Annotated in this window: 25 protein-coding genes and 1 tRNA gene; 9 read left to right on the top strand and 17 right to left on the bottom strand. The window is 34.7% G+C overall.

What is annotated here, in order from left to right; all coding sequences use genetic code 11:
- Positions 1–2 precede the first annotated feature (2 nt).
- The 4 genes from ABVM53_RS01620 to ABVM53_RS01605 form a co-directional block, all read right to left on the bottom strand.
- A complete protein-coding gene (locus ABVM53_RS01620) occupies positions 3–461 on the bottom strand; it encodes a GNAT family N-acetyltransferase (protein ID WP_128757437.1) in 459 nt (152 codons plus the stop codon).
- Positions 462–692: 231 nt separating this feature from the next.
- The gene (locus tag ABVM53_RS01615; RefSeq protein ID WP_405328711.1) at positions 693–926 is read right to left on the bottom strand and encodes a hypothetical protein; all 234 of its coding nucleotides are present in this window, start codon (positions 924–926) and stop codon (positions 693–695) included.
- Between the two features lie 240 nt (positions 927–1,166).
- Positions 1,167–2,477, bottom strand: a complete 1,311-nt coding sequence (gene xylA, locus ABVM53_RS01610) for a xylose isomerase (protein ID WP_405328708.1) — start codon at positions 2,475–2,477, stop codon at positions 1,167–1,169.
- Between the two features lie 2 nt (positions 2,478–2,479).
- The gene (locus ABVM53_RS01605; RefSeq protein WP_405328705.1) at positions 2,480–3,970 is read right to left on the bottom strand and encodes an FGGY family carbohydrate kinase; all 1,491 of its coding nucleotides are present in this window, start codon (positions 3,968–3,970) and stop codon (positions 2,480–2,482) included.
- A 132-nt stretch (positions 3,971–4,102) separates the two neighbouring features.
- Here ABVM53_RS01605 and ABVM53_RS01600 point away from each other — a divergent pair, with 132 nt between their 5' ends.
- Positions 4,103–4,804 carry an NUDIX hydrolase gene (locus tag ABVM53_RS01600; RefSeq protein WP_405328702.1) on the top strand — a complete coding sequence of 234 codons (702 nt, stop codon included), beginning with the start codon at positions 4,103–4,105 and terminating at the stop codon, positions 4,802–4,804.
- Positions 4,805–4,812: 8 nt separating this feature from the next.
- On the opposite strand, the gene ABVM53_RS01595 is transcribed toward ABVM53_RS01600, so the two are convergent.
- Both ABVM53_RS01595 and ABVM53_RS01590 read right to left on the bottom strand, forming a co-directional pair.
- The gene (locus ABVM53_RS01595; RefSeq protein ID WP_405328699.1) at positions 4,813–5,736 is read right to left on the bottom strand and encodes a mechanosensitive ion channel family protein; all 924 of its coding nucleotides are present in this window, start codon (positions 5,734–5,736) and stop codon (positions 4,813–4,815) included.
- Positions 5,737–6,298: 562 nt separating this feature from the next.
- Positions 6,299–6,372: transfer RNA gene (locus ABVM53_RS01590), tRNA-Met, on the bottom strand.
- A 175-nt stretch (positions 6,373–6,547) separates the two neighbouring features.
- Here ABVM53_RS01590 and ABVM53_RS01585 point away from each other — a divergent pair.
- Together ABVM53_RS01585 and ABVM53_RS01580 are read left to right on the top strand one after the other, a co-directional pair.
- Positions 6,548–6,940: an START-like domain-containing protein gene (locus ABVM53_RS01585; protein WP_028375975.1), complete on the top strand. Its 393-nt coding sequence runs from the start codon at positions 6,548–6,550 to the stop codon at positions 6,938–6,940.
- Positions 6,941–6,992: 52 nt separating this feature from the next.
- Positions 6,993–7,832 (top strand): aminotransferase class IV, encoded by an 840-nt coding sequence (locus ABVM53_RS01580; RefSeq protein WP_405328695.1) that lies wholly within the window; start codon positions 6,993–6,995, stop codon positions 7,830–7,832.
- A gap of 5 nt (positions 7,833–7,837) precedes the next feature.
- On the opposite strand, the gene ABVM53_RS01575 is transcribed toward ABVM53_RS01580, so the two are convergent.
- From ABVM53_RS01575 to ABVM53_RS01555, 5 genes are all read right to left on the bottom strand, one after another.
- Positions 7,838–8,398: a YqgE/AlgH family protein gene (locus tag ABVM53_RS01575; RefSeq protein WP_128757433.1), complete on the bottom strand. Its 561-nt coding sequence runs from the start codon at positions 8,396–8,398 to the stop codon at positions 7,838–7,840.
- A 112-nt stretch (positions 8,399–8,510) separates the two neighbouring features.
- Positions 8,511–8,783 carry an HU family DNA-binding protein gene (locus ABVM53_RS01570; RefSeq protein WP_128757432.1) on the bottom strand — a complete coding sequence of 91 codons (273 nt, stop codon included), beginning with the start codon at positions 8,781–8,783 and terminating at the stop codon, positions 8,511–8,513.
- Positions 8,784–8,968: 185 nt separating this feature from the next.
- Positions 8,969–9,928 carry a methionyl-tRNA formyltransferase gene (gene fmt / locus ABVM53_RS01565; protein ID WP_405328691.1) on the bottom strand — a complete coding sequence of 320 codons (960 nt, stop codon included), beginning with the start codon at positions 9,926–9,928 and terminating at the stop codon, positions 8,969–8,971.
- Positions 9,921–11,828, bottom strand: coding sequence for an ATP-dependent DNA helicase RecQ (locus ABVM53_RS01560; protein ID WP_405328688.1), 1,908 nt, complete (start codon positions 11,826–11,828; stop codon positions 9,921–9,923). Before ABVM53_RS01560 ends, fmt begins: the two co-directional genes overlap by 8 nt.
- Positions 11,819–12,361 carry an AAA family ATPase gene (locus tag ABVM53_RS01555; protein ID WP_405328685.1) on the bottom strand — a complete coding sequence of 181 codons (543 nt, stop codon included), beginning with the start codon at positions 12,359–12,361 and terminating at the stop codon, positions 11,819–11,821. The genes ABVM53_RS01560 and ABVM53_RS01555 overlap by 10 nt, the downstream gene beginning before the upstream one ends.
- Positions 12,362–12,497: 136 nt before the next feature.
- Between ABVM53_RS01555 and ABVM53_RS01550 the strand changes: the two genes are divergently transcribed.
- From ABVM53_RS01550 to murA, 3 genes are all read left to right on the top strand, one after another.
- Entirely contained in the window at positions 12,498–12,788 is a 291-nt protein-coding gene (locus ABVM53_RS01550) for a DUF493 family protein (protein WP_128757428.1), read from the top strand.
- Between the two features lie 120 nt (positions 12,789–12,908).
- Entirely contained in the window at positions 12,909–13,547 is a 639-nt protein-coding gene (locus ABVM53_RS01545; protein ID WP_405328682.1) for a DUF4290 domain-containing protein, read from the top strand.
- 18 nt (positions 13,548–13,565) lie between these two features.
- The gene (gene murA / locus ABVM53_RS01540; protein ID WP_128757426.1) at positions 13,566–14,879 is read left to right on the top strand and encodes a UDP-N-acetylglucosamine 1-carboxyvinyltransferase; all 1,314 of its coding nucleotides are present in this window, start codon (positions 13,566–13,568) and stop codon (positions 14,877–14,879) included.
- 69 nt (positions 14,880–14,948) lie between these two features.
- Here the strand turns inward: murA and ABVM53_RS01535 are convergent, their stop codons facing one another.
- Positions 14,949–15,470 (bottom strand): 5' nucleotidase, NT5C type, encoded by a 522-nt coding sequence (locus tag ABVM53_RS01535; RefSeq protein WP_405328678.1) that lies wholly within the window; start codon positions 15,468–15,470, stop codon positions 14,949–14,951.
- A gap of 122 nt (positions 15,471–15,592) precedes the next feature.
- Between ABVM53_RS01535 and ABVM53_RS01530 the strand changes: the two genes are divergently transcribed.
- Positions 15,593–15,892 carry a hypothetical protein gene (locus ABVM53_RS01530; protein WP_405328675.1) on the top strand — a complete coding sequence of 100 codons (300 nt, stop codon included), beginning with the start codon at positions 15,593–15,595 and terminating at the stop codon, positions 15,890–15,892.
- A complete protein-coding gene (locus ABVM53_RS01525; protein ID WP_405328672.1) occupies positions 15,870–16,556 on the top strand; it encodes an ATP-binding cassette domain-containing protein in 687 nt (228 codons plus the stop codon). Before ABVM53_RS01530 ends, ABVM53_RS01525 begins: the two co-directional genes overlap by 23 nt.
- Positions 16,557–16,578: 22 nt before the next feature.
- On the opposite strand, the gene ABVM53_RS01520 is transcribed toward ABVM53_RS01525, so the two are convergent.
- Genes ABVM53_RS01520 through ABVM53_RS01510 form a run of 3 tightly spaced genes read right to left on the bottom strand, consistent with a single transcriptional unit; the run spans position 16,579 to position 19,127 of the window.
- The gene (locus tag ABVM53_RS01520; RefSeq protein WP_405328669.1) at positions 16,579–17,883 is read right to left on the bottom strand and encodes a cryptochrome/photolyase family protein; all 1,305 of its coding nucleotides are present in this window, start codon (positions 17,881–17,883) and stop codon (positions 16,579–16,581) included.
- Positions 17,884–17,912: 29 nt separating this feature from the next.
- Complete coding sequence (locus tag ABVM53_RS01515) at positions 17,913–18,611, bottom strand: SDR family NAD(P)-dependent oxidoreductase (RefSeq protein ID WP_405328666.1); 699 nt, start codon at positions 18,609–18,611, stop codon at positions 17,913–17,915.
- Positions 18,612–18,614: 3 nt separating this feature from the next.
- Positions 18,615–19,127, bottom strand: coding sequence for a cell division inhibitor (locus ABVM53_RS01510; protein ID WP_405328663.1), 513 nt, complete (start codon positions 19,125–19,127; stop codon positions 18,615–18,617).
- A gap of 280 nt (positions 19,128–19,407) precedes the next feature.
- Here ABVM53_RS01510 and ABVM53_RS01505 point away from each other — a divergent pair, with 280 nt between their 5' ends.
- Positions 19,408–20,247, top strand: a complete 840-nt coding sequence (locus ABVM53_RS01505) for a DUF2911 domain-containing protein (protein WP_405328660.1) — start codon at positions 19,408–19,410, stop codon at positions 20,245–20,247.
- 50 nt (positions 20,248–20,297) lie between these two features.
- Here the strand turns inward: ABVM53_RS01505 and ABVM53_RS01500 are convergent, their stop codons facing one another.
- Complete coding sequence (locus tag ABVM53_RS01500; RefSeq protein WP_405328657.1) at positions 20,298–21,269, bottom strand: Gfo/Idh/MocA family protein; 972 nt, start codon at positions 21,267–21,269, stop codon at positions 20,298–20,300.
- Positions 21,269–22,996: a sodium:solute symporter gene (locus ABVM53_RS01495; protein WP_405328654.1), complete on the bottom strand. Its 1,728-nt coding sequence runs from the start codon at positions 22,994–22,996 to the stop codon at positions 21,269–21,271. The genes ABVM53_RS01500 and ABVM53_RS01495 overlap by 1 nt, the downstream gene beginning before the upstream one ends.
- Positions 22,997–23,070 lie beyond the last annotated feature (74 nt).

Genomic DNA, 23,070 nt, shown 5'->3' with positions numbered 1-23,070 from the left:
GATTATAAGGGCGACAAGTATTTTATAAAACACATACTACCACCTACACCACTATACTGACCGTAATTAGGAATTATATCATAATTTCTACGTTTGTAGAGTGCGATTGCCGGAGGTTGAAAAATTCCAGTTTCTAAAATGCACTTCGTATATCCCAATTCTAACCCCCAATTTTCTAAGGCCTCTAAAATAAGACTTGCATAGCCTCTTTTTCTGTACAAAGGTCTGGTGTACATTCTTTTAATCTCTACACTCTTAGGCCCATATTCCCTAAAAGCACCACAACCTACGGCGATACCACTTTCATAAGCTACGATTACATTTTTTATTCTATCTAACGAATTAAATTGATTGTAAAATGCGTGATCGTCACCATCGGTAAGTTTAAGAGTTTCATCTAATTCCTTTATTAATTTTAAGAAATCAGCATTTTTTGAGTCTGTACGAATGAGGTTAAGCATATTTCTAAAAGATCAATACGGTTGGTTGAACTTGAAAGATACATTTCCTGACAACGAATTTCAAGATTTAGCTTAATTATTTATTGCGAATTATCGAAATTGAAACTGAAGATGTTTCAAATAAAAATGATCAAAACTAATATGTGTATAGTAATAAAAGTTTGATTTTTTAGTAAAAGAATTTACTTGGAGTGTGGTGCTTTGATCACGAGAATATTACAACTTGAACTACTAATGTTCTTGCAATTCTGTGAAAACAATAGGTTCTCCTACAGAGAGTCCCAGACAATAAAGTTCTTTCTTAATGCGCTCATAAACACTGGGACGAAAATAATCAACCGAAATGGTATTTTGGTTCAAATTAATTTCTAAAACTCGTACCTCCATAATTCTATTAAGGCATTGCTTAATAACCTCTTGCGTACAATTTATATTGTTTTCAATTATCTCAAATGTCGCTTTCATTAGTTGTAGTATTAAGTTAACCGTTTTGGAGACTTAAAATTACAACAGATGTTTATCAACTCAAACATTATAGTTGAGTAAATAATTTGATTTTCAGTTAATTAATGTTAATTTTTTAACTAAACCGATTAAGCTCATTTTTCAATTTTGCATAATTATTAATGAAATCTTAAATTATTCTTAATTATAATTGGAGCAAGTAATACATAAATGAAAGAATATTATTGATGATTCATACCTTTAAAATGAGTTTGCAATAATCTGTTCGAATAATTCTTGTTGACCGCTGAATCCTTTAGGTTCAATATTTCTTCTACCTAAATCACTTAGTTGTTCTAGAGAAAGAGTTCCATTTTCAAAGGCTGCACCATTACCTGAGTCAAATGACTCATATCTTGTTTTTCGCAATGCTTTATAATTTGTATTCTCTAAAATATGATCTGCCGCTATTAAACCTCGTGCAAACGTATCCATCCCAGCTATGTGAGCAATAAATTTATCATTAAGCTCTGTAGAGTTTCTACGTACTTTAGCGTCAAAATTAATTCCACCGCCATCTATTCCACCACCTTCTAAGATAACAAGCATAGACTGGGTAATTTCAAAAACATTAATAGGAAACTGGTCTGTATCCCACCCATTTTGATAATCGCCACGGTTAGCATCAATGCTTCCTAGCATACCGGCATCTACAGCAACTTGTAATTCGTGCTCAAACGTATGACTTGCCAGAGTTGCGTGATTTACCTCAAGATTCAGTTTGAAATCGTTTTGTAAGCCATATTTATTGATAAAACCCAAAGTAGTAGCTGCGTCAAAATCATATTGATGCTTTGTAGGTTCCATAGGTTTTGGTTCGATTAAGAAATTACCGGTAAATCCTTGTTTACGCCCATAATCTTTGCACATATTTAAAAACTGCCCTAGATGGTCAAGTTCACGATTCATATCTGTATTTAACAAACTCATATAGCCTTCACGCCCCCCCCAAAACACATAATTAGATCCTCCTAGCTCAATAGTTGCATCTAAAGCAATTTTAAGCTGGGCGCCCGCATAAGCCACTACATCAAAATTAGGATTTGTAGCCGCACCGTTCATATAACGCGGATTGCTGAAAAGATTAGAAGTTCCCCATAAAAGTTGAATACCGCTATCTTGTTGCTTAACTTTTGCATAATCTACAAGAGCACGCATTCTGTTTTCAAATTGACCCAGAGTAGGAGCCTCATCAACAATATCTACATCATGAAAGCAATAGTAGGGAAGTCCTAGTTTTGTCATAAATTCAAATGCGGCGTCCATCTTATCTTTTGCACGTGCTACAGGATCTGTATTTTTGTCCCATTCAAATGTTTCTGTGGGCGCCCCAAAAGGATCAGAACCCGTGTTATTCATAGTATGCCAATAAGCCATTGCAAACCGTAAATGCTCTTTGAGTGTTTTACCGGCAACTACTCTATTTTCATCATAATATTTAAAGGCGAAAGGATTATCGCTTCCTTTTCCTTCAAATTGAATTTTTTTAACGTCTTTAAAATAAGTACCCATAATTATTTATTTATTTGAATGTTACTTTTCCACAGTTTATAAAATTCTGCATAGCTAGAACTCAAAGCAGCATTAGGTTCTATGGTTTTAATTAATTTTAAATTTTCGTTTGCTTCATTTAAGGTTTTGTAATGACCAAAACCAAATGCAGCTCCTCGTGCAGCACCTTCGGCTCCATTAGTTTGGTAAAGTTCTAAGGTAGTTTGGGTAGTATTCACAAAAATTTCTCTAAAAGCAGGACTCAAAAAGAGGTTGGCATTTGAGGCTTTAACTAGATTACCGCCGGCACCTATTTCATGCATAATCTCAAAACCATAATTCATTGCAAACACAATTCCTTCACACGCTGATCGTATTAAGTGAGCGGTGTCATGTCTGTTGAAATTGAGATTTTGCAAACCTGAGCTAGCTTCTTTATTATTAAAGATACGTTCAACTCCATTTCCGAATGGGTAAAACCGAAGGCCATCACTTCCTGCAGCAACTTTAGCGGCTTGTGCGTTTAAAAAATCATAAGAAGCTAAATTTTTCAAGCTTCCAGAGATTATTTTGCGTAGCCACTGATATAAAATACCCGAGCCATTGATACATAATAATATTCCATTACGCTTTTGAACTGGAGTATTATTTACGTGTAGAAAAGTGTTAACCCGGTTATTTTCATCAAATGCATCTATATCACTTACCGAATAAATTACAGCAGAAGTACCAGCAGTAGTTGCAATTTCACCGGGTTTATTCACATTTAAGGATAATGCATTATTAGGTTGATCACCTGCTCTGTATGTTATTTGTACATCATCTGATAAGCCTAAATCTTGTGCTATTTCCCTAAGAATCGTCGATTGATTCTCAAAATTAGATACGATCTCAGGAATTAAATGCGATGGTAATTCCATAGCATTTAATACATCAGTAGCGAGAGCACCTTTTTTAAAATTCCATAGTGCAGCTTCAGAAAGACCAGACTTACTTATTTGAGGAATGCCCGAAAATTTAGCTGCAATATAATCTCCCGGAAGCATCAAATGACAAGCTTGATCGAAAAGATGAGGTTCATTTATCTGAATCCATTTAAGTTTCGCAGCGGTAAAATTACTAGGACTACCTAATATCTTTTCTTTAAAAAAAGTTGGACCTTTATCAATATATATTTTATCACCTATAGGTGCTGCTCTACTATCACACCATATTATAGAAGGACGTAACACATTAAGTTTACGATCTGTAAGTACAAGACCATGCATTTGATAGGAAATACCAATTGCTTTGATTAATTTAATATCTATTCCATTGAATTTAAATTGTTTAATACCCGTGCAAACGTATTTCCACCAGAGTTCAGGATCTTGTTCTGCCCAGCCCTGCTTAGGAGCAAAGATTTGCATCTCCTTTTCAGGTACGGTTGTGTTGGCAATCGCTTTGCCAGTATTTCCGTCAAGAATTGCTAGTTTAATTGCTGAGCTTCCTAAATCAATTCCTAAAAAATACATGAATATATATTAAAGATTAAATTAGTGATCTTATAGTTATTTTGACTACAAGTATATGCATAAAATTTTATTCCACGTAATTTTTATATTTTAGCCCCTAAGAAATTAATTTTATATTTCAAGTTTTAGTTAATGAATTTTGATCAAAATGGTACGAAGGCAGTCATTTTAGATAGTATATCTATAGATTGCGTAATATTTGGTTTAAAAGATGGATCGCTGGAGGTACTACTCGTTCAACATGCAGAAGGTTTAAATAAAAATAAATGGGCTCTTCCGGGAGGGTGGATTTATGAGGATGAAGGTATAGATGCAGCCGCAAATAGACTCTTGCTTGAACTTACGGGAATTGAAGATGTTTATCTAGAGCAGCTAAAGGCTTTTGGAGACCCTAATCGCTTTCCATTATCTCGAGTTATTACTATAGGGTATTACGCATTGATTAAAGAAGAAGATTATAATCTTACTCCAGGATTTACCGCAATGAATGTAGCATGGTTTAAAGTATCTCAAGTAGAAAATTTAATATTTGACCACACTCAAATCTTAGCATTAGGGTTAAGAAGATTACGACGAAGAATACGTCAAGAACCGATAGGTTTTAACTTGCTTCCGCAGAAATTTACCTTATTGCAATTGATGAACCTTTATGAGCAAATATTAGGTAAAGAATTAGATAAGCCTAATTTCAGAAGAAAAATTCTAAAAATGAAATTGTTAACCGCATTAAATGAAAAGGAGAAAGATGTATCACATCGTGCAGCTATGCTTTATCAATTTAACCCGGAAACTTACCAAAATCTGTTAGAAAAAGGTTTTAATTTTGAATTTTAGATATAAATTCAAGAATTTTCACTTGTAACCTTAATGACATTCTTAAATCGATCGATTTGTTTTTCTTTAAAAACGACAGTTTGATGTGGAAAGGGTATCTCGATATCTTCTTTGTCAAACCTCTTCTTGATACTTTCAAAGAGATCACATTTCATTGAGAAAGCTTGATTGTAATTGCTTGCCCATGTCCAAGCTCTAATGACTACAGCAGAGTCCCCGAGTGAAATTACACGCACTGCAACCTTAGGTACATTATTGTACTTATCTAATTCACTCCTATTATCTATTAGATTAGGATGATTCTCACATTCGTCACGCATAATTTCTTTTGCCAAATCAATATCACTACTATATGATATTCCAATCTCAATCCACTGGCAGCAAATAGGGGTTCCCAGATCGTAATTGATTAGTTTCTCTTTATTAATAATGGCATTAGGAATTACAATCATTTTATTTTCATAATTGCGTATTATGGTATGCCTTAAGGTAATGTCTGTTACTGTACCTACCATAGACTCATCTACTTTAATAATATTTCCTAATTTAAAAGGTTTAAAGAAGATTATAAAAAGTCCTCCTACTAGGTTAGATAATGCTTCTTGGGAGGCAACCCCTGCTACTACGGCAATTATACCTGCACCACCTAGTGCAGTGGCTGCAAAACTTCGCATAGATTCAAATGCGATAAGCATAAGGATTACACCAAGAAAGTAAACTGCAAAAATGGCTATATATCTTAGAAATTTATAGCTTGTTATATCCTCATTATTTTCTATGCGTAATTTAATATTTCTCCTAAACCACGTCTGTACGAGAGAGGCGGCCACTAATGTAAGAACGGCCACTATACCTAAGTAAAAAACTAAAAAGAAGTTTTCGCGTGCAGTTATGTAGTGATCCTCGTCTATAAAAATGAAACCTAAAGCCATTATTCCCAAAACAAACCATAACGCATTAAGTATCTTTTGCGTAAGATGTATCGTTGCTGGATCTTCATTGGGGAATTTTGCAAGTGCTCTTTTTTCAAGCCATTTATGTAAATTGCCTTGTTATAAACCGAAGAAATAGCACTACAGCGATGACTATAAATGCGTAGATTATTGCCTCTCGATTGGCAGTCCAGAATTCATTCATATAAATATATTAGGGTGAGAATCACTTGAAGATTCTATGTATTTGTAAAATCAAAAATTTCACAAAAAAACAAAGTAAAAATAAGTTTAATAACTCTGTTGGGTCAAATTTAGAGATTCATTTTCGTGAGATGTAATCCCAACTAGTGCTTAAATTATCGAATTTGCTTCGGAATAGCTCACTTAAAACAGTGGATTAAGTAAGAAAAGAGAGTTCAATAAGGATTTGTGAGCTTGAAGAACATCTATTAGGTATGATAATTCTAGATTAATATTATCTCCATTTATTTTAATACAAGGAAAAAAAGGTATTATTAAAGGAATAAAAAAAGGCTTCACATTGCTGTGAAGCCTTTAGTAGCGAGAGGGGGGCACGATCCCCCGACCTCCGGGTTATGAATCCGACGCTCTAACCAACTGAGCTACCTCGCCAAAATTCTATCTAAAAGATAATTTTAATAAATTCGCCAGCTATTTGCTAAGCGGGTGCAAATATAACAACAATTACGAACTCTGCAAGCTTCTTAAATATAAAATAAAAAATTACTGCTTTCTTTTTTACTGAACAATTAATATTTATATTGGCGACCCAACCGAATAAAAGAAAATGGAAGAAAAAATAAAATTTGAAATCGAGTTTCCTATTCAGGCCTCACCGTCACTTTTGTATCAATATATGTCTTCACCTTCAGGAATGTCTGAGTGGTTTGCTGACAATGTGAACTCACGTGGAGAATATTATACATTTATTTGGAATGGAAGTGAAGAAAAGGCAAAACTCTTAGGTAAGAAAAGTGATGAGCGTATAAAGTTCAGATGGATGGACGATGTAGAGGATGAAAACCTGTACTATTTTGAGTTACGTATCGTTGTTGATGAGATCACAAAAGATGTTTCACTTATAGTTACAGACTTTGCAGAGCCTGGGGAAGAGGATGAAGGTAAAATGTTCTGGGAAAATCAAATTTCAGAACTGAAACATATCATAGGTTCTAACTAGAAACAAGTCGTAAATAGTATATTTGTCCCTTCTCAAAAAAGGGACTTTTTTTATGATTAATTTTAATGGAATAATTACTGATAAACCTGAATTTTCTGCTCATAACAGAGGTATGCTTTATGGCGATGCTGTTTTTGAAACTGTACGATACAGTAGTGGAAAAATTTCTTTTTGGGAAGATCATTATTTCAGACTTATGGCTTCTATGCGCATATTGCGTATGGAGATACCTATGAATTTTACACTAGAACTGCTAGAGGCCGAATTATTAAAAACAATCGATGCTTCCGATCTCAACGATAAATCTGCTAGTGTGCGTTTAACTGTTACTCGTAATGCAGGTGGTAAGTATCTGCCTGAAGATAACAATGTGTCTTTCTATGCATTTGCAAGCGAGTTAAACGATCCGTTTTTTATAATGAACGAAGCAAATTATGAAGTTGATTTGTACAAAGATCATTATCTAAATGCCGATTTATTAAGCACATTAAAAACTGCGAATAAGTTGATTCATGTTACTGGAAGTATTTTCGCTAAAGAAAATAACTTGGCTAATTGTTTACTCATTAATACTAATAAATCCATAGCAGAAGCTTTAAATGGAAATCTCTTTCTAGTAAAAGACAATCACATAAAAACGCCACCTTTAACTGAAGGTTGTTTGCGAGGAATAGTAAGAAAACAGCTTATTGATATTCTTGAGAAGATAGATACTTATACATTTGAAGAGGCTCCTATATCACCCTTTGAGCTTCAAAAAGCAGATGAACTTTTTATCACTAATTCGATTATGGGAATACAACCCATAACTAAGTACAGAAAGAAAGTATATACAAATCTAGTAGCAAAGAACTTGCTGGGTAAGTTAAACGCTAAAGCGCGTTTAGGATAAAATATTTAATTATAACTCGGATTTTCTGGTGCATTCGACCAAATAATATAGTCTCCACCTAACTCAATCATTTTTTCACGCCAAAATTCAGGGAAACACTTATTTATAATTTCCTTGTCATAAATATTCTCGGCAACTATCCAGGAATTGGCATTTAATTCGTCATCTAGTTGATCACAATCCCACCCAGAGTAACCTAAGAAGAAGCGAATCTCTTCCGCATTAATTTTATTTGATGTGATTAGTTCGATTACGGTTTCAAAGTCACCACCCCAATATATGCCGCTCGCAATTTCTATACTATCAGGAATAAGGTGCGGCACCTTATGTAGAAAATACAAATTATCTTGTTCTACGGGCCCGCCATTATAAATTTGCATCTCAATCTCAATTTCGGGAATTAATTCATTGAGGGTAAATGTCAGGGGTTTATTTAAAATAAAGCCTACAGATCCTTCTTCACTGTGGTTTGCGAGCAAGACAACAGACCTGTTAAAAGAAACATCGCCTATAATAGCCGGTTCCGCTATAAGTAAATTGCCTTTTTCAGGTTTGTTAGTAGTCATAAATAAAATCTTTCAACTAATCTAAACTTTTTATTTTAATTAACAAAAAAATAAGAAAAATAAAAAAAGCCCTTTTAAAAGGGCCTTTGAAAAATATTTAGAAGCTATGTAATTAGTTTACAGCGTCTGATAAGTCAGAACCTGCTTTAAACTTAACAACATTTTTAGCTGCAATTTGAATAGTTTTTCCAGTCTGTGGATTTCTTCCTTCACGAGCTGCGCGCTGAGATACAGACCATGATCCAAAACCTACTAAAGAAACGCGATCTCCGCTCTTTAAAGATTTCTCAACATTGCCTAAGAAAGATTCTAATGCTTTTTTAGCTGCTGCTTTTGTAATTCCAGCACTTTCTGCCATTGCATCGATTAAATCTGATTTGTTCATAATGTAAATTTTAAAATTAAATCTCGGTTAAACTTTTATATATTATTCTAACAAATTTAGACGGATATTTCGTTCACGCAAGTAATAGCGCAGGAAATTCACTTTTATGTTGATAACTTTAACATTTTGTTGACAAGGATTCCGTTTTTTGACAGATTTTAACTAACATCAACAATCATGCGGGTTTAGAGCATTTTGGCATTTTGATCAAAGGTAAATCCATTTAGTAAATCTTTTACCTGCATTTTTTTCTTCCCCGAAAGCTGAATTTCTAATAATTCTATCCATCCGTCAATACTGGCAACAAATAGTTTATTTTCTTTTGTAATTATCTTTCCAATTGTCCCATTTGACTCTAAATCGATATTACTAGCTTTTGAGGCAGCGTATACTTTTAATTGGTGTTCTTTATCATCTCCATTAACAAAGTGCGTGTATGCTACCGGATATGGACTTAAACCGCGTATTAAATTGTGTATTTCTTCAATAGGACGATTCCAATCAATTCTGGTATTTGTACGGTCAAGTTTGTATGCAGTGTGAATTTGTTCTTGTTTAGGTTGAATTCGGGTTTCAACGGGTCCTTTTTCTATTAATTTTACAGTCTCTAAAATTAAATCACTGCCCATATGCATAAGGCGATCATGGAGGCTACCGGCATTTTCTTCAGGGCTGATTGATAATTTTTTCTGAAGGATTATAGCTCCTGTGTCTATTTTTTCATCTATAAAAAAAGTACTCACACCTGTTTCTGTCTCTCCTTTAATTATGGCCCAATTAATAGGGGCTGCTCCTCTATAATCTGGTAATAAGGAAGCATGTAAATTAAAGGTCCCTAATTCGGGCATTTTCCAAACCACTTCAGGAAGCATTCTAAAGGCAACAACTATTTGTAAATTAGCATTTAAAGATTTTAATTCTTCAATAAACGATGCGTCTTTTAAATTTGTAGGCTGTAGCACCTTTAAATTCTGACTTTGAGCATAATTTTTGACGGCGCTTTGCTGTAATTTTTGTCCGCGTCCTGCAGGTCTGTCTGGAGCAGTAATGACCCCGACGATATTATATTTGTTTTCTACCAGTTTCTGTAAGCCTGCAACAGCAAAGTCTGGTGTTCCCATAAAAACAATTCGTAAATCACTCATTTAGTTTGTATGTATTTGAAGATGTTATCTGTATTTTTTGTGTCGCTAGAAGATTTTTTAGTGCATCAATGATCGCAGAATCGGGTAATGGCGCTAAGGCCTCAGAAAGCGATAATGATGTGTATTCTTTTAGCTTCAGTAAATCTAATAGTTTAGATTCAATCGATTTCTTATTTGGCTTTTGTGTATTGCGAGTTCTATTAATACAAACGTCACATATTCCGCAGGGTACCACTTGCTTTTCTTCAAAATAGTCAAGAAGTTGAATGCTTCTGCAGACTGTAGCGGTTTTTAGGTATTCTTTTATACTATTTACTTGATTTATCTTACGCGTATTTTGCGCTTTTATGTGCTTCGCAATTTTATTAATTGTCAGCTCATCTTCACGCTGCACCAGAAAGGTTACGGCAGAATCATAATTTGTATGATCATAAATAGCGATGTCATCTTTATCTAACTGAAGTAAAATCGTGTGTATATAAGCCAGATTAACGCCAGCTTTTTTTGCAATAACAGTATGATCAATAGCTAAGGGCTGATCATAAATACCTCCATAGGTTCTCAAAATACTTTTGACAACAGTATCAATACCCGGATTTTTTATTAAATAATAGGTGAGATTCACCGGACTTATTTTAAACTGAAGGGTAGATTTTCTATAGAATTCTTGTGATAATATTAATACGCTATTGCGATCTAAGAGTTGTAAAGCATTAAAGGTTATAAGGGTTTTAAAATTATAGGCATTACAAAATTTCATAAAATCAAAACGGAAAGTTTCTTGTTCCCCTTCGCCATAAGAAATCTGGAAGTAGCTGTTTAATTTTTTATATACTTTCTTAACGTAATCGACAGATGGTAAAACATTTAAAAATTGATTGTTTAGCCTTTGCTCGTCTGATGGGGTGTATAGAATTATACTTCTTGCAGTAGAACCGTCTCTACCAGCCCTGCCGGCTTCTTGAAAGTAGCTTTCGAGGCTTTCTGGTAATTCAACGTGTACAACTGTCTTAACATCTGCTTTATCGATCCCCATCCCAAATGCACTCGTAGCAACCATGACCTGTACTATGTTACTCGACCAATCTTCAAAATAAAGCTGTCGCTCTCCATTGCCAAGACCGCCATGATAAAAATGTGAAGTAATCCCATTAGCTTTTAGAAAAGACGCATATTCCTGCGCAGTTTTACGGCTGCGAACGTAAACTATGGCACTACCCGTATATTTTCTAAAAATATGTAGTAATCGGCCAAATTTATTTTCTTCCTGAAGTATTAAGTAGCCTAAATTTTTTCGCTCAAAGGAATCTCTAATAATTACAGCTTCTTGCATAGCAAGTTGATCGACTATATCATCTTGAACATTTTTAGTAGCCGTAGCAGTAAGTGCAATACAAGGAACATTTGAAAAATCTTCTCTAAAGGAAGCTATATTGCGATATGCAGGTCTAAAATCGTGACCCCATTGTGATATACAATGAGCCTCATCGACTGCAATCAATGTAATATTCATTTGTCTTAATCTGGCAAGAACGAGTGCGTTTTGTAATCGTTCTGGAGAGAGATAGAGTAATTTGTAATTTCCGTAGATACAATTATCTAAAAGTGTGTCAAGGTCATTATAATGAATACCTCCCGGAATGTATAATGCTTTTATACCGCGTTGTGCTAACTGGGTAACTTGATCACGCATGAGAGAAAGCAGGGGGGAGATAACAAGTACAATTCCCTCATTAATAAGAGCGGGTACTTGATAACAAATAGACTTGCCGCCTCCTGTAGGTAATAAAGCAAAGGTGTCTCTTTTATCTAATACAGCCGAGATTATTTCAAGCTGCTTTGGTCTGAATGAATCGTAACTCCAATATTTTTTTAAAACATCTAATGGAGTTAGCGACATATATCAAGATTTTGTAAAATAAAATTTACCCGTTCGTCCACACTTGTTTTAGGGACTTCAATAGGTGAGTACCCAAATGCTTTGTAGGTTTTGATTAATTCATTCTGAATATTTACAGCTTCATCAAAACTCTCGTAACGTTCTTGATCTGTAGTATGTATATCTTGCCAGGGAGGTAGGATAAATATGTGATCGTATTTATAGTCTAAACAGGCTTTTTTGAAATTTTCCGGGTATTCTTGACCTATAAAATCCATATAAGCAGTTACATCTGGAATGCCGCGATCTATAAAAACAAGGTCTTTATTTAGTGATGGAGCTAATGTATATTGCTCTATTCTTTTATCTAAAAGCATCTGGCTGAAAAGCAACGGTTGCGTTAGAAAAAGCTGATCAACTCCTTTTTCTTGTGCGGCTTTAGTAACCTCTCTGGAAACTTCATCTAAGCAGGTGTGTCCTTTTGCCCTCAGCGCATTAAGAAGTGTGGTTTTTCCGGTGCTGGGGCCTCCAATAAGAACAATACGTTTTGTCATCGATTATATTCAATTTAAATAAACACGTAAATTAGATAGTATGATGTTTATTTATGATGTTGGTAAAAATACTCAAATAGAACTCGATTAAAAAATTAGTTGTAGAATGGTATCTTTGCGATAGAAAAACACAATTATGAGTACAGATAAAAATTCTGACGAATTTTACGCAAAGCTGAAAGGCAGACTGGAAGAGACTACCAACTGGCCAGCAGAATATTTATATAAATTTATTGTTCCTTCTGATGCAGATAAGATAAATCAAATCGAACAAATTTTTGATAATATGGGAGCAGTGATTAGTACAAAAGCTTCTAGCAAAGGGACCTACACAAGTGTTTCAATAAACTTAAGAATGAAAAATCCAGATGCAGTAATTGCGAAGTATCGGGAAGTAGCTGTCGTGGAAGGTGTTATTTCATTATAATTATTGAAAATCCTTATAAAATGGGGTTAATTTGGCTAGGGAGGCTAGAGATTTGTACATTTTTTAGTACTTTGCCACAAGGTTTTGTTTACAGACCACACTTCACTTAAATTTTTACAATTGATAGATCAATTAGAATATAATACTGAGCGCGAAAAGCTCATAATACCTGAATATGGCCGTCATCTCCAAAAGATGGTTAATCAGGCAATCGCCGAAGAAGACGAAAAAAAAAGAAATATTATTGCTCGTAGTATAATTGCTGTAATGGGTAATATACAACCTCATTTTAGAGATGTTCCAGACTTTCAACACAAGCTTTGGGATCAGTTATTTATAATGAGCGACTTTAAATTGGATGTAGAATCTCCATATGAAAAACCTTCTCGCGAAAAGCTAGAAGAGCACCCAGATCCATTAGAATACCCTCAAAATTACCCGAAGTATCGTTTCTACGGAAACAATATCAAGCGTATGATTGATGTGGCTGTTAAATGGGAAAAAGGACAAATGCGTGAGGCTTTAGAATTTACTATAGCCAATCATATGAAAAAGTGTTTCCTAAACTGGAATAAAGACACTGTAGATGATGAGGTTATTTTTAAGCATCTCTTTGAATTAAGTGACGGTAGTATAAATCTCGCTAAAAAAGAGGAAGACCTTAGAGATACGCAAAAACTTATGCGTCCTAAAAAAACAAATAAATCTTCTAGCTATCGTAAAAAACCTGCGCGTAGTGGAGGTAAAAAAAGATATTAAAAAACAGCTATTTCTTTAATGGGAACATTTCAAATAGAAGGAGGTCATCAACTTAAAGGGGCTATTCAACCTCAAGGTGCAAAAAATGAGGCATTGCAAATTTTATGCGCAGTGCTACTTACACCACAGGAAGTTATTATAAATAACATACCAGATATTGTTGATGTAAATAAGCTTATAGATATTTTAAGTAATCTAGGAGTTAAAATTCAAAAATTAGGAAAAGGTAAATACTCTTTTATTAGTGATGCTCTTAATCTAGAATATCTCGAGAGTGAACGCTTTAAAAAAGAGGGTGGCGGACTTCGAGGTTCTATAATGATTGTGGGACCTTTATTAGCTCGTTTTGGTAAAGGATATATTCCGAGACCAGGAGGTGATAAAATAGGGCGACGCAGATTAGATACCCACTTTGAGGGTATGATAAAATTAGGTGCTAAGTTCAGATACAATAAAGAAGAGCGTTTCTACGGCGTTGAGGCTCCAGACGGTTTAAAAGGAACTTTTATGTTACTTGATGAAGCCTCTGTTACCGGTACTGCAAATATAGTTATGGCCGCAGTTATGGCTAAAGGAGAAACTACAATCTATAATGCAGCCTGCGAACCCTATCTTCAGCAATTGTGTAAAATGCTGAATAAAATGGGAGCAAAAATCAGTGGAATAGGTTCTAATATGCTAATTATTGAAGGTGTAGAAGAACTGGGAGGTTGTGAGCATAGTGTATTGCCAGATATGATTGAAATAGGATCTTGGATAGGTCTGGCTGCTATGACAAAAAGTGAGGTTACCATTAAAAATGTTAGTTGGAATGATTTAGGTATAATCCCGGCAACTTTTAGAAAATTAGGAATCACTGTAGAACGTAGAGGGGATGACATATTCATTCCTGCTCACAAGGATGGTTACGAGATTGAAACGTTTATTGACGGATCTTTTATGACTATTAGTGACGCGCCTTGGCCTGGATTTACACCAGACTTACTAAGTATTATTTTAGTAGTAGCAACTCAAGCTAAAGGGGAAGTACTCGTTCACCAAAAAATGTTTGAAAGCCGTTTGTTCTTTGTTGACAAACTCATAGATATGGGAGCAAAAATTATTCTCTGCGATCCACATCGTGCAACCGTTATAGGTCACGATTTTAAATCTAGTTTAAAAGCAACCACAATGACCTCACCAGATATTAGAGCGGGTATTTCATTACTTATTGCAGCTCTTAGCGCAAAAGGTACTTCGACTATTCACAATATTGAACAGATCGATCGGGGTTATGAAAATATAGATGAACGCTTGCGAGCGATAGGCGCTAAAATTATTAGAACAGCCTAACCCAAGAATATATAGCATAAAAAATCCCGAAATTTATTTCGGGATTTTGTTTTTAGCGCTTTGATCAATTTATAGAAGCAAATCTGCAACATCTTTCCACGTATCTACTCTATCAAATGCGGTAGTTTTTGAATTGTGTGGGGAAGAAAACTGAATTCCTCTACCATCAAAGGCTTCAAGATTATAAGAACGGTCATCAATCAAAATATCGCCTTTTAATATGTGTTTGTGTCCACATAGAATTCGGTTCTCCCAAGGTATAAAAGGGAAATGTCTATCTAACCAATCTGCCTTATCTTCGAGACTTGATTTAAACTGCATTGCCGCAGATGCAATGTATAGCTCGTACTTATCTTGCAAAGCTCTTAGTACTTCTGGACTATCTTTTATCACAGCAAGATCCTTAAAGAAACCTCGTTCATTTGCGTGATTGCGTATATAAGCCTGATGTTCTTCAGGAACCATTTGCCAAACCTCAGAACCTAAGCATTGTTCTTTAGTAAGAGTTGCACAGTATTTTGTATTGTATAAATCGATGTGTGCTTGGTACGTGTCAGCGATGACTTCGTCCATATCTATAAATAGGGTCATATAATAATTTTAAGTGTTCAAAATACGGCTTGTTTATAAGATAGCTATTCCGGGAGTATATAATTCTACTATCGTAGGATAGATATTATTTGTAATTGTTATTTTTAAGTAGAAACTATATTATGTGGAGGTTTTATAAAGATGTCACTAGTTACGCATTACTAATTTTAGTGATAACCTTATTCTTTGGGAATGGTACTATCGCTATTGTTTTCTTCGGAATTTTAGGAACACCTATAGGATTTCTTGCATATAATTATTTTCAGAAAGATGAACTCTATGGTTATTATAATTTAGGATATACAAAACCTAAACTTCTAGCTAAATGTTGGTTAATTAATTTTATACTATCTCCACTATTGATTCTAATAGTTTTACTCATTTCAAAATTTCTATCAATTGGCGCTCCTACAAGTTATTAATCTACACAAAAGCTATGGAGAACGAAAATTGCTTAATTCGTGCAGTTTTAAACTTCAAACTGGAGAAATTATAGGAGTGTTTGGTTGTAATGGAGCTGGTAAAAGTACGTTACTCAAAATTTTATTTGGCACTACCACCGCACAAGAAGGCTGTATCAAATTTAATGAATCACGATTTTCAGTAAGACGAACGTGTTGGGACAAGAACACCATAATCTCTAAAGGATTAATAGGGTATTTGCCACAGTTCAGTTTTTTACCAAAGGCTGTGAGAGTTTGGGATATAATTCCACATTATTTTAATGGCGAGGAACAAAATTTAATTTTTACAGCACCTCGTATGGCAGATATAGCGAAACGTAAAGTAAATGAATTGTCGCTAGGGCAGAGGCGATATCTGGAGGTTTTGATTTTGGGAAATTTAAAGCATCCTTTTTTACTCCTCGATGAACCTTTCTCTATGGTAGAGCCCTTATTTAAAGAACTAATTCACGACTTCTTGTTCTCGCTTAAAGAAAAAAAAGGAATTTTAATCACAGACCACTATTATCAAGATGTTTGGAAGCTTTCAGATAGAAAGTTGATTTTAAATACAGGTAAACTAATTCCTATCGAGAATAAAAGTGACTTAGTTAAATATAATTATATTCTGGGAGACATTTAATAGTTGTTCTACTAAGACAAAATTAGGAAAGTGCTTGTTTGTATGTTTTTAGGCAACGCTCACGAGCCTCTTTATGATCTACCATTTTCTTAGGGTACTCTGAAGTATCGTATTCAGGAATAAATTTTTTAATATATTTTCTTTCTTTGTCAAATTTATCCACTTGAGTCATCGGATTAAAAATGCGAAAGTAAGGAGCCGCATCCACGCCACTTCCTGCTGCCCATTGCCAATTTCCCACATTGCTCGCTTGCTCATAGTCTAATAGCTTTTCAGCAAAATAGGTTTCTCCCCAGCGCCAATCTATTAATAAGTGTTTACATAAAAAGCTCGCTGTTAACATACGTACACGATTATGCATGTAACCGGTAGTATTGAGTTCGCGCATCCCGGCATCTACTAAAAGAAATCCCGTAGTACCGGTCTTCCATTTTTCAAATTCCTCCTCATTATTACGCCAGTCTATACGATCGTATTTTTTTCTGAAAGCATTATTCACCGTTTCAGGATAATGGTAGAGAATCTGCATAAAAAATTCACGCCAAACCAATTCACTCCAAAATACCTGATTATTTTCAGCAAGTGCTTTTTTAACCATTTTCCGAACGCTTACGGTACCAAAACGTAAATGAGGCCCCAATCTTGAAGTCCCATCTTGCGCAGGAAAATTGCGTGTATCTTCATAATTATCAATTAAAGTAGGGGTAACATCATAATCCGGAACTTTTAGAGAGGAAGTTTCAAACCCCATTTCGCTCAAAGTCAAATTGGGTAATCTGCTATTTTCAACAAGATTGTTGAGATGTTGACTTGTATAATGAATTTTTAAATCGTTGTTTTCATTAAAAGTTTCCAGCCATTTATTTTTATAAGGTGTATATACGATATAGGGTTCTCCATCTCCTTTTACCACGTCATCTTTTTCAAATATCACCTGATCTTTAAAGGTCTTAAAGTCGATATCTTTTTCTTCAAACAAAGAACTTATTTCTTTATCCCTTTTTTTTGCATAGGGTTCATAATCTCTATTTGTATATACTTCTTTAACCTCATAGTCTTTTAAAACCTGTTTCCATATATCTATGGGTTTTCCGTAAAATAACGCCAAAGAACTCGTATGATCATTTTGCAAACGATCACGCATTTTCTGCAAAGTTTCATATATAAAAGTTACACGCGCATCATCTTTAGGAAGTTTATCCAGAATTTCTTTATCAAATATAAAAATAGGAAGTACTGGATAATCTGATTTTAAAGCTTCGAGGAAACCCACATTGTCATCAAGTCTTAGGTCTCTTCGGAACCAAAAGATGGAAACAGAATTCATAGTAATTGGTTATTTTTTATAGATAAAATTTAATTCACATTTAAGGTAGACATTCCGCCATCAATTCCTAATACCTGACCGGTAACCCAACTGCTATCGTCGCTAAGTAAAAATGCTGCTACTTTAGCAATGTCGTCAGCCTGGCCTACACGTTTTAAAGGATGACGGGCATCCATCATTTCACGTTTTTTATCATTTGCCAAGAGTTTTCCTGCCAGTGGGGTGTCTGTAAGTGATGGAGCAATAACATTAACTCTAAAAGATGGGGCATACTCAGCAGCTAATGCTTTTGCAAAACCTTCTATAGCACCTTTGGATGCAGCAACACTAGTATGAAACGGCATACCCACTTTAACCGCCACTGTGCTGAAAAAAATAAGACTGGCTTGTTCTGATTTTTTTAATCGGTCTGTAACCGCTTTCAATGACTTTACTAATCCGAAAAAGTTGAGATTCATGTCATCTTCATAGGTAGCTGCAGATAGCATTTTAAATGGTTTCAAATTAATATTTCCAGGACAGTAGATAAAACCATCTAACTGATCAGGAAGATTAGTAGTATCTAAATCCCCATCAAGTACATCATATTGAATGTGGGTTATTTCAGCAGTATTTAAATCTTCGCTAGATCTTGAAGCAACATAAATCTTATAATCATTCTGTACTAAATCTATTAGTGCTTTGCCAATTCCGTGAGAGCCTCCTATAAGTAATATATTCTTTTTCATAGTTTAGTTGAGTATGTCCTTTTTAGTAATTCCAGTGTCTTTAAAATCCTGCTTTTCATAAGGACCGAACATTTTTAGTAATTGTTCCTGTCTATATTTAAAGATTGAATCTAATTTTGGCTTAACGAGTATTGGGTGAGCAAGTCTTCCTAGAAAACCCAGAGGTAATTTATAATCCACAGTATCTTCCATAAGTACACCACCAGGAATTTCAGATAAGAAATGTTTATGATGCCAAAAAGCATAAGGGCCATAAAGTTGTTCATCTATGAAGTATTTCTTCTCTTCTACAGCTGTTATTTCTGAAACCCACTTCGTATTAAATCCCGGAAATGGTGTTACCGTATATTGCAGTAATTGACCCGCATACATCCTGCGATCTGCTCCCGAATAAACTTTAAAATTCATTCCAGAAGGAGTTAGCTTTTCTAAATTTTTAGGATCTGTCAAAAAATCCCAGGCTTGATCAAGAGTTATAGGGAGTTTTTGTTTGCTGTGTAGATTATAAATTTTCATAAGATGAATTATAGAAGTCTATGATGCCTCTTGTAACAGGCTGAGTGGTAAAGATAGTAGGTATTTTGTTTAAGTTAAAGGTAATTAAGTTAAACAAAACTAAAGAGTACGTATCTATCTAATTTTTGATTCATTCCTTTCCTACTTTTATAGTGGAACACTTCGTCTTTAATTAGTAATTTCTTAACATTTATGAGGTGTCAATAAATTATCTTGTGGTAGCTTTTTATTAAAGGCAATGTATTGATTAATAGTACGATAACATTAAAATTATAATAAGATGAAAAAAATTATGCTGGTCTGTTTTATCGCTTTTAGTTTAGCAACTCAAGCACAAATACAAACTCCGTCTGCTAGTTCACATGCAATGATGGAACAAGTTGTAGGACTTACAACAGTTAAAGTGGATTACTCTCGACCTAATATGCGTGGACGTGAAGTATTTGAAAATTTAGTCCCTTATGGAAAAATATGGAGAACAGGAGCTAATGCAACAACGAAGTTTACAGTAGATAAGCCGGTTGTAATAGCAGATAAAGAATTGGCAAAAGGAACTTATAGTATTTATACTATTCCAGGTGAAGATATGTGGGAAGTAATTTTCTATACAGATGATGCAAATCCATTATTGACCGAATTTGAAGATAGTAAAGTGGCTCTTCGTACTATGGTAGAAACCGTAGATATGCCCATGGATATGGAGACTTTTACAATTGTAATCGATGACGTTATGACAGATAGTGCAGTTTTAAGTATTCTCTGGGCTAACACTATTGTTCCTATAAAATTTAATGTTTTAACCGATAACGAGGTGTTGGCAAGTATAGATCAAACTTTATCAGGGCCTGCATCTGGAGATTACTTTAACGCCGCAGTATATTATTTAAATAGCGGAAAAGATATTGATAAGGCGAAGACCTGGATGGACAAGGCTATGAGTATGAATAAAAATCCACGTTTCTGGGAACTACGTCAGCAATCTTTGGTTTTAGCAAAAGCAGGGGATAAAAAAGCAGCTATTGAGGCAGCAAAAAAATCGTTAGCTGGAGCAAAAGAAGCAGGTAATGCAGATTATATTAAAATGAATACAGATTCTCTTAAAGAGTGGGGAGCATTATAATAATCTGAAACTAAAAAAAAAGCCGCAAATCTTAAGATTTGCGGCTTTTTTTATGCATAATGCAACCCGATTAAATCCCGAATTTCATCTAGTGTTAGTATTAGCATCCTACTAAACTCAAAACTCATTAACGGACTTTCAGTTTTGCCAGCTCTTAAGAGGTCTGCAAAATGCATTATTTCGAAAGTATAGCCCTTAGCATTATAACTAAAGTCATGCTCCACCTTGATGCCATTTAAAAGTGTGGTGACTTTATCGGTTTGATGAAATCTGCTATGTAAGAATACTATCCCATTATCACAAATTAACGTAGCTGTAGTAGGCGTATTTTTTAAAATGCTTGATGATAGAAATGCGCGTGTATCTGTTTTGTAATTAAAAGTAATTTCTATTTCTTCATCAATTTGTGTCTTACCTATTTTACCTTTTGCAGTAATAGATTCTGGTTTTCCCAGAAGAGCTAATGCGCAAAAAACGGGATAGATACCTATGTCAAGAAGAGATCCACCTCCAAGAAATTTATTGTAAAGTCTCCCATCAGGGTTTACGGGTGCCTTAAATGAGAAATCTGCATGGAGCGATTTAACTCTGCCATATCTACCACTTTCTAATTCTTCCTTTACAAATTTAAAATGGGGCATAAATCGGGTCCACAATGCCTCCATCAATAAAACATTATGTTCTTTAGCTTTTGCGATCATAGAATCTACTTCTTGCAAATTCATAGCAAAAGGTTTTTCGCATAATACAGCTTTATTGTGTGTTAAACAGAGTAAGGTGTCTTGAGCATGACGCACGTGTGGTGTTGCGATATAGATAGCATCTACCTGCGGATCTTGGGCTAACTCCTCGTAGCTATCGTAACATTTATCAACATTATATTTAGCACCAAAGTCATTTGCCTTTTCCTGCGATCTCGAAGCCACGGCATATATTATAGAATTATCTACCTGCTGCATATCTGTAGCAAAGCTATTTGCTATTTTACCAAGGCCTATAATTCCCCAACGTATCATTTTCATTATTCACGTGTATCTAAATTTGTATTCTTAAACCCACTTTGAAAAACCAGTCCTATTATTATAACCAGAATGCATCCTATGAAATTGAGCCATAGGTAAGGTAATTTTATATATTCTAATTTATCTAAACTGAAAAGGGCGATCACGATTAGCTGAGTAATAATAGCTGCGATAAAAACGGCCTTAGACTGAATGCGTTTTATAAAAAATGCAGACATAAAGATCCCGAGTATTGTACCATAGAATATCGACCCAATAATATTTACAAGCTGAATTAAGTTGTCAAAAAGGTTAGCCGTACAAGCGATTAATATTGCTAAAATTCCCCAGCTTAGCGTAAACCACTTGGTAGCATCTACAAAATGAGTTTCCTCTTTTTCCTCACTAAGATTACGCCTGTAAAAATCAACTGTTGTAGTTGCCGCAAGAGCATTTAGTTCAGAGGCTGTAGATGACATAGCAGCCGATAATATTACAGCCAGAAGAAGACCTATCAAACCTCTTGGAAGATTATTTAAAATAAAATGGATAAAAACATAATCCTTATCATTTACTTCCACATTTTGATCTGCCTGATTAATGACCATACGGGCTTTTTCGCGTATGATTTTTTCTTCTTCATTTAGACTAGCTAATTCTTCAGTAGCTGTACTGTTTGATCCGTTAGCAGCTATAATGGGTGTTTTCGGATTTTGAGAAACCATATAGCTTAGTTCTGATTTATCAGAGCGTAACTCATTTAGTTCATCCTGAAGGAGATTGTATTCTTTTTCAAACGGAGTTCCCTGAACGGCTTTTGTAGCTGCGGGATTAAAATTTAATGGAGTAGGGTTAAATTGATAGAATACAAATACCATCACACCTACCAGCAAAATAAAGAATTGCATAGGTACTTTTAAGATACCATTGAAAATCATACCTAGTTGCATTTCTCGTAAAGACTTTCCGCTTAAATAACGTTGCACCTGGCTTTGATCTGTACCAAAATAGGAAAGCATTAAAAATGTTCCACCTAATATACCACTCCAGAAGGTGTACCTATTGTCAAAATCAAATGAAAAGTCGAGAACATCCAGCTTGCCGCTAGCACCTGCGATTTCTAAAGCATTATTGAAGCTGATATCTTGTGGTAAATAACTAATTATAAGAAAGAAAGCAACAAACATTCCCAGGAAAATAACTCCCATTTGCTGTTTCTGAGTTACAGTCACTGCTTTAGTACCACCAGAGATTGTATAGATTACGACTAGTAAGCCTATTATTATATTCAATGTGTTGAGATCCCATCCTAAAACAGCAGATAGAATTATAGAAGGAGCAAATATGGTTATACCTGCTGCTAAACCACGAGATAATAAAAACAATCCCGACGCTAATGAACGGGTACGTTTATCAAACCTACTTTCTAGATACTCATATGCTGTGTAGACATTAAGTTTGTAATAGATGGGAATAAAAAATATACAAATCACTATCATCGCAATAGGAAGTCCAAAATAAAATTGAACAAAACCTAAACCATCATTATAAGCCTGACCCGGTGTGGATAAAAAAGTAATAGCACTAGCTTGCGTGGCCATTACAGATAAACCTACCGTCCACCATTTTGATTCATTTCCGCCACGTATATAATCTTGGACATTATTACGACCACGAGTTTTATAAACCCCAAAAAGTACGATAAAAGCGAGCGTAGCAACTAGAACTATCCAATCTATAGTTTGCATTCTAAGCGGTATAATAATTCATTAATACAAAAAATAAAATGATATAAATCGCATTCAGCACGAGAACAAGCGTA

Origin of the sequence: Leeuwenhoekiella sp. LLG6367-2.1, assembly GCF_045055775.1 — a bacterium.
Classification (GTDB): Bacteria; Bacteroidota; Bacteroidia; order Flavobacteriales; family Flavobacteriaceae; genus Leeuwenhoekiella; species Leeuwenhoekiella aequorea.
The sequence above is the reverse complement of the archived record's forward strand: the minus strand, read 5'-3'. Positions and strand labels throughout refer to the sequence as shown.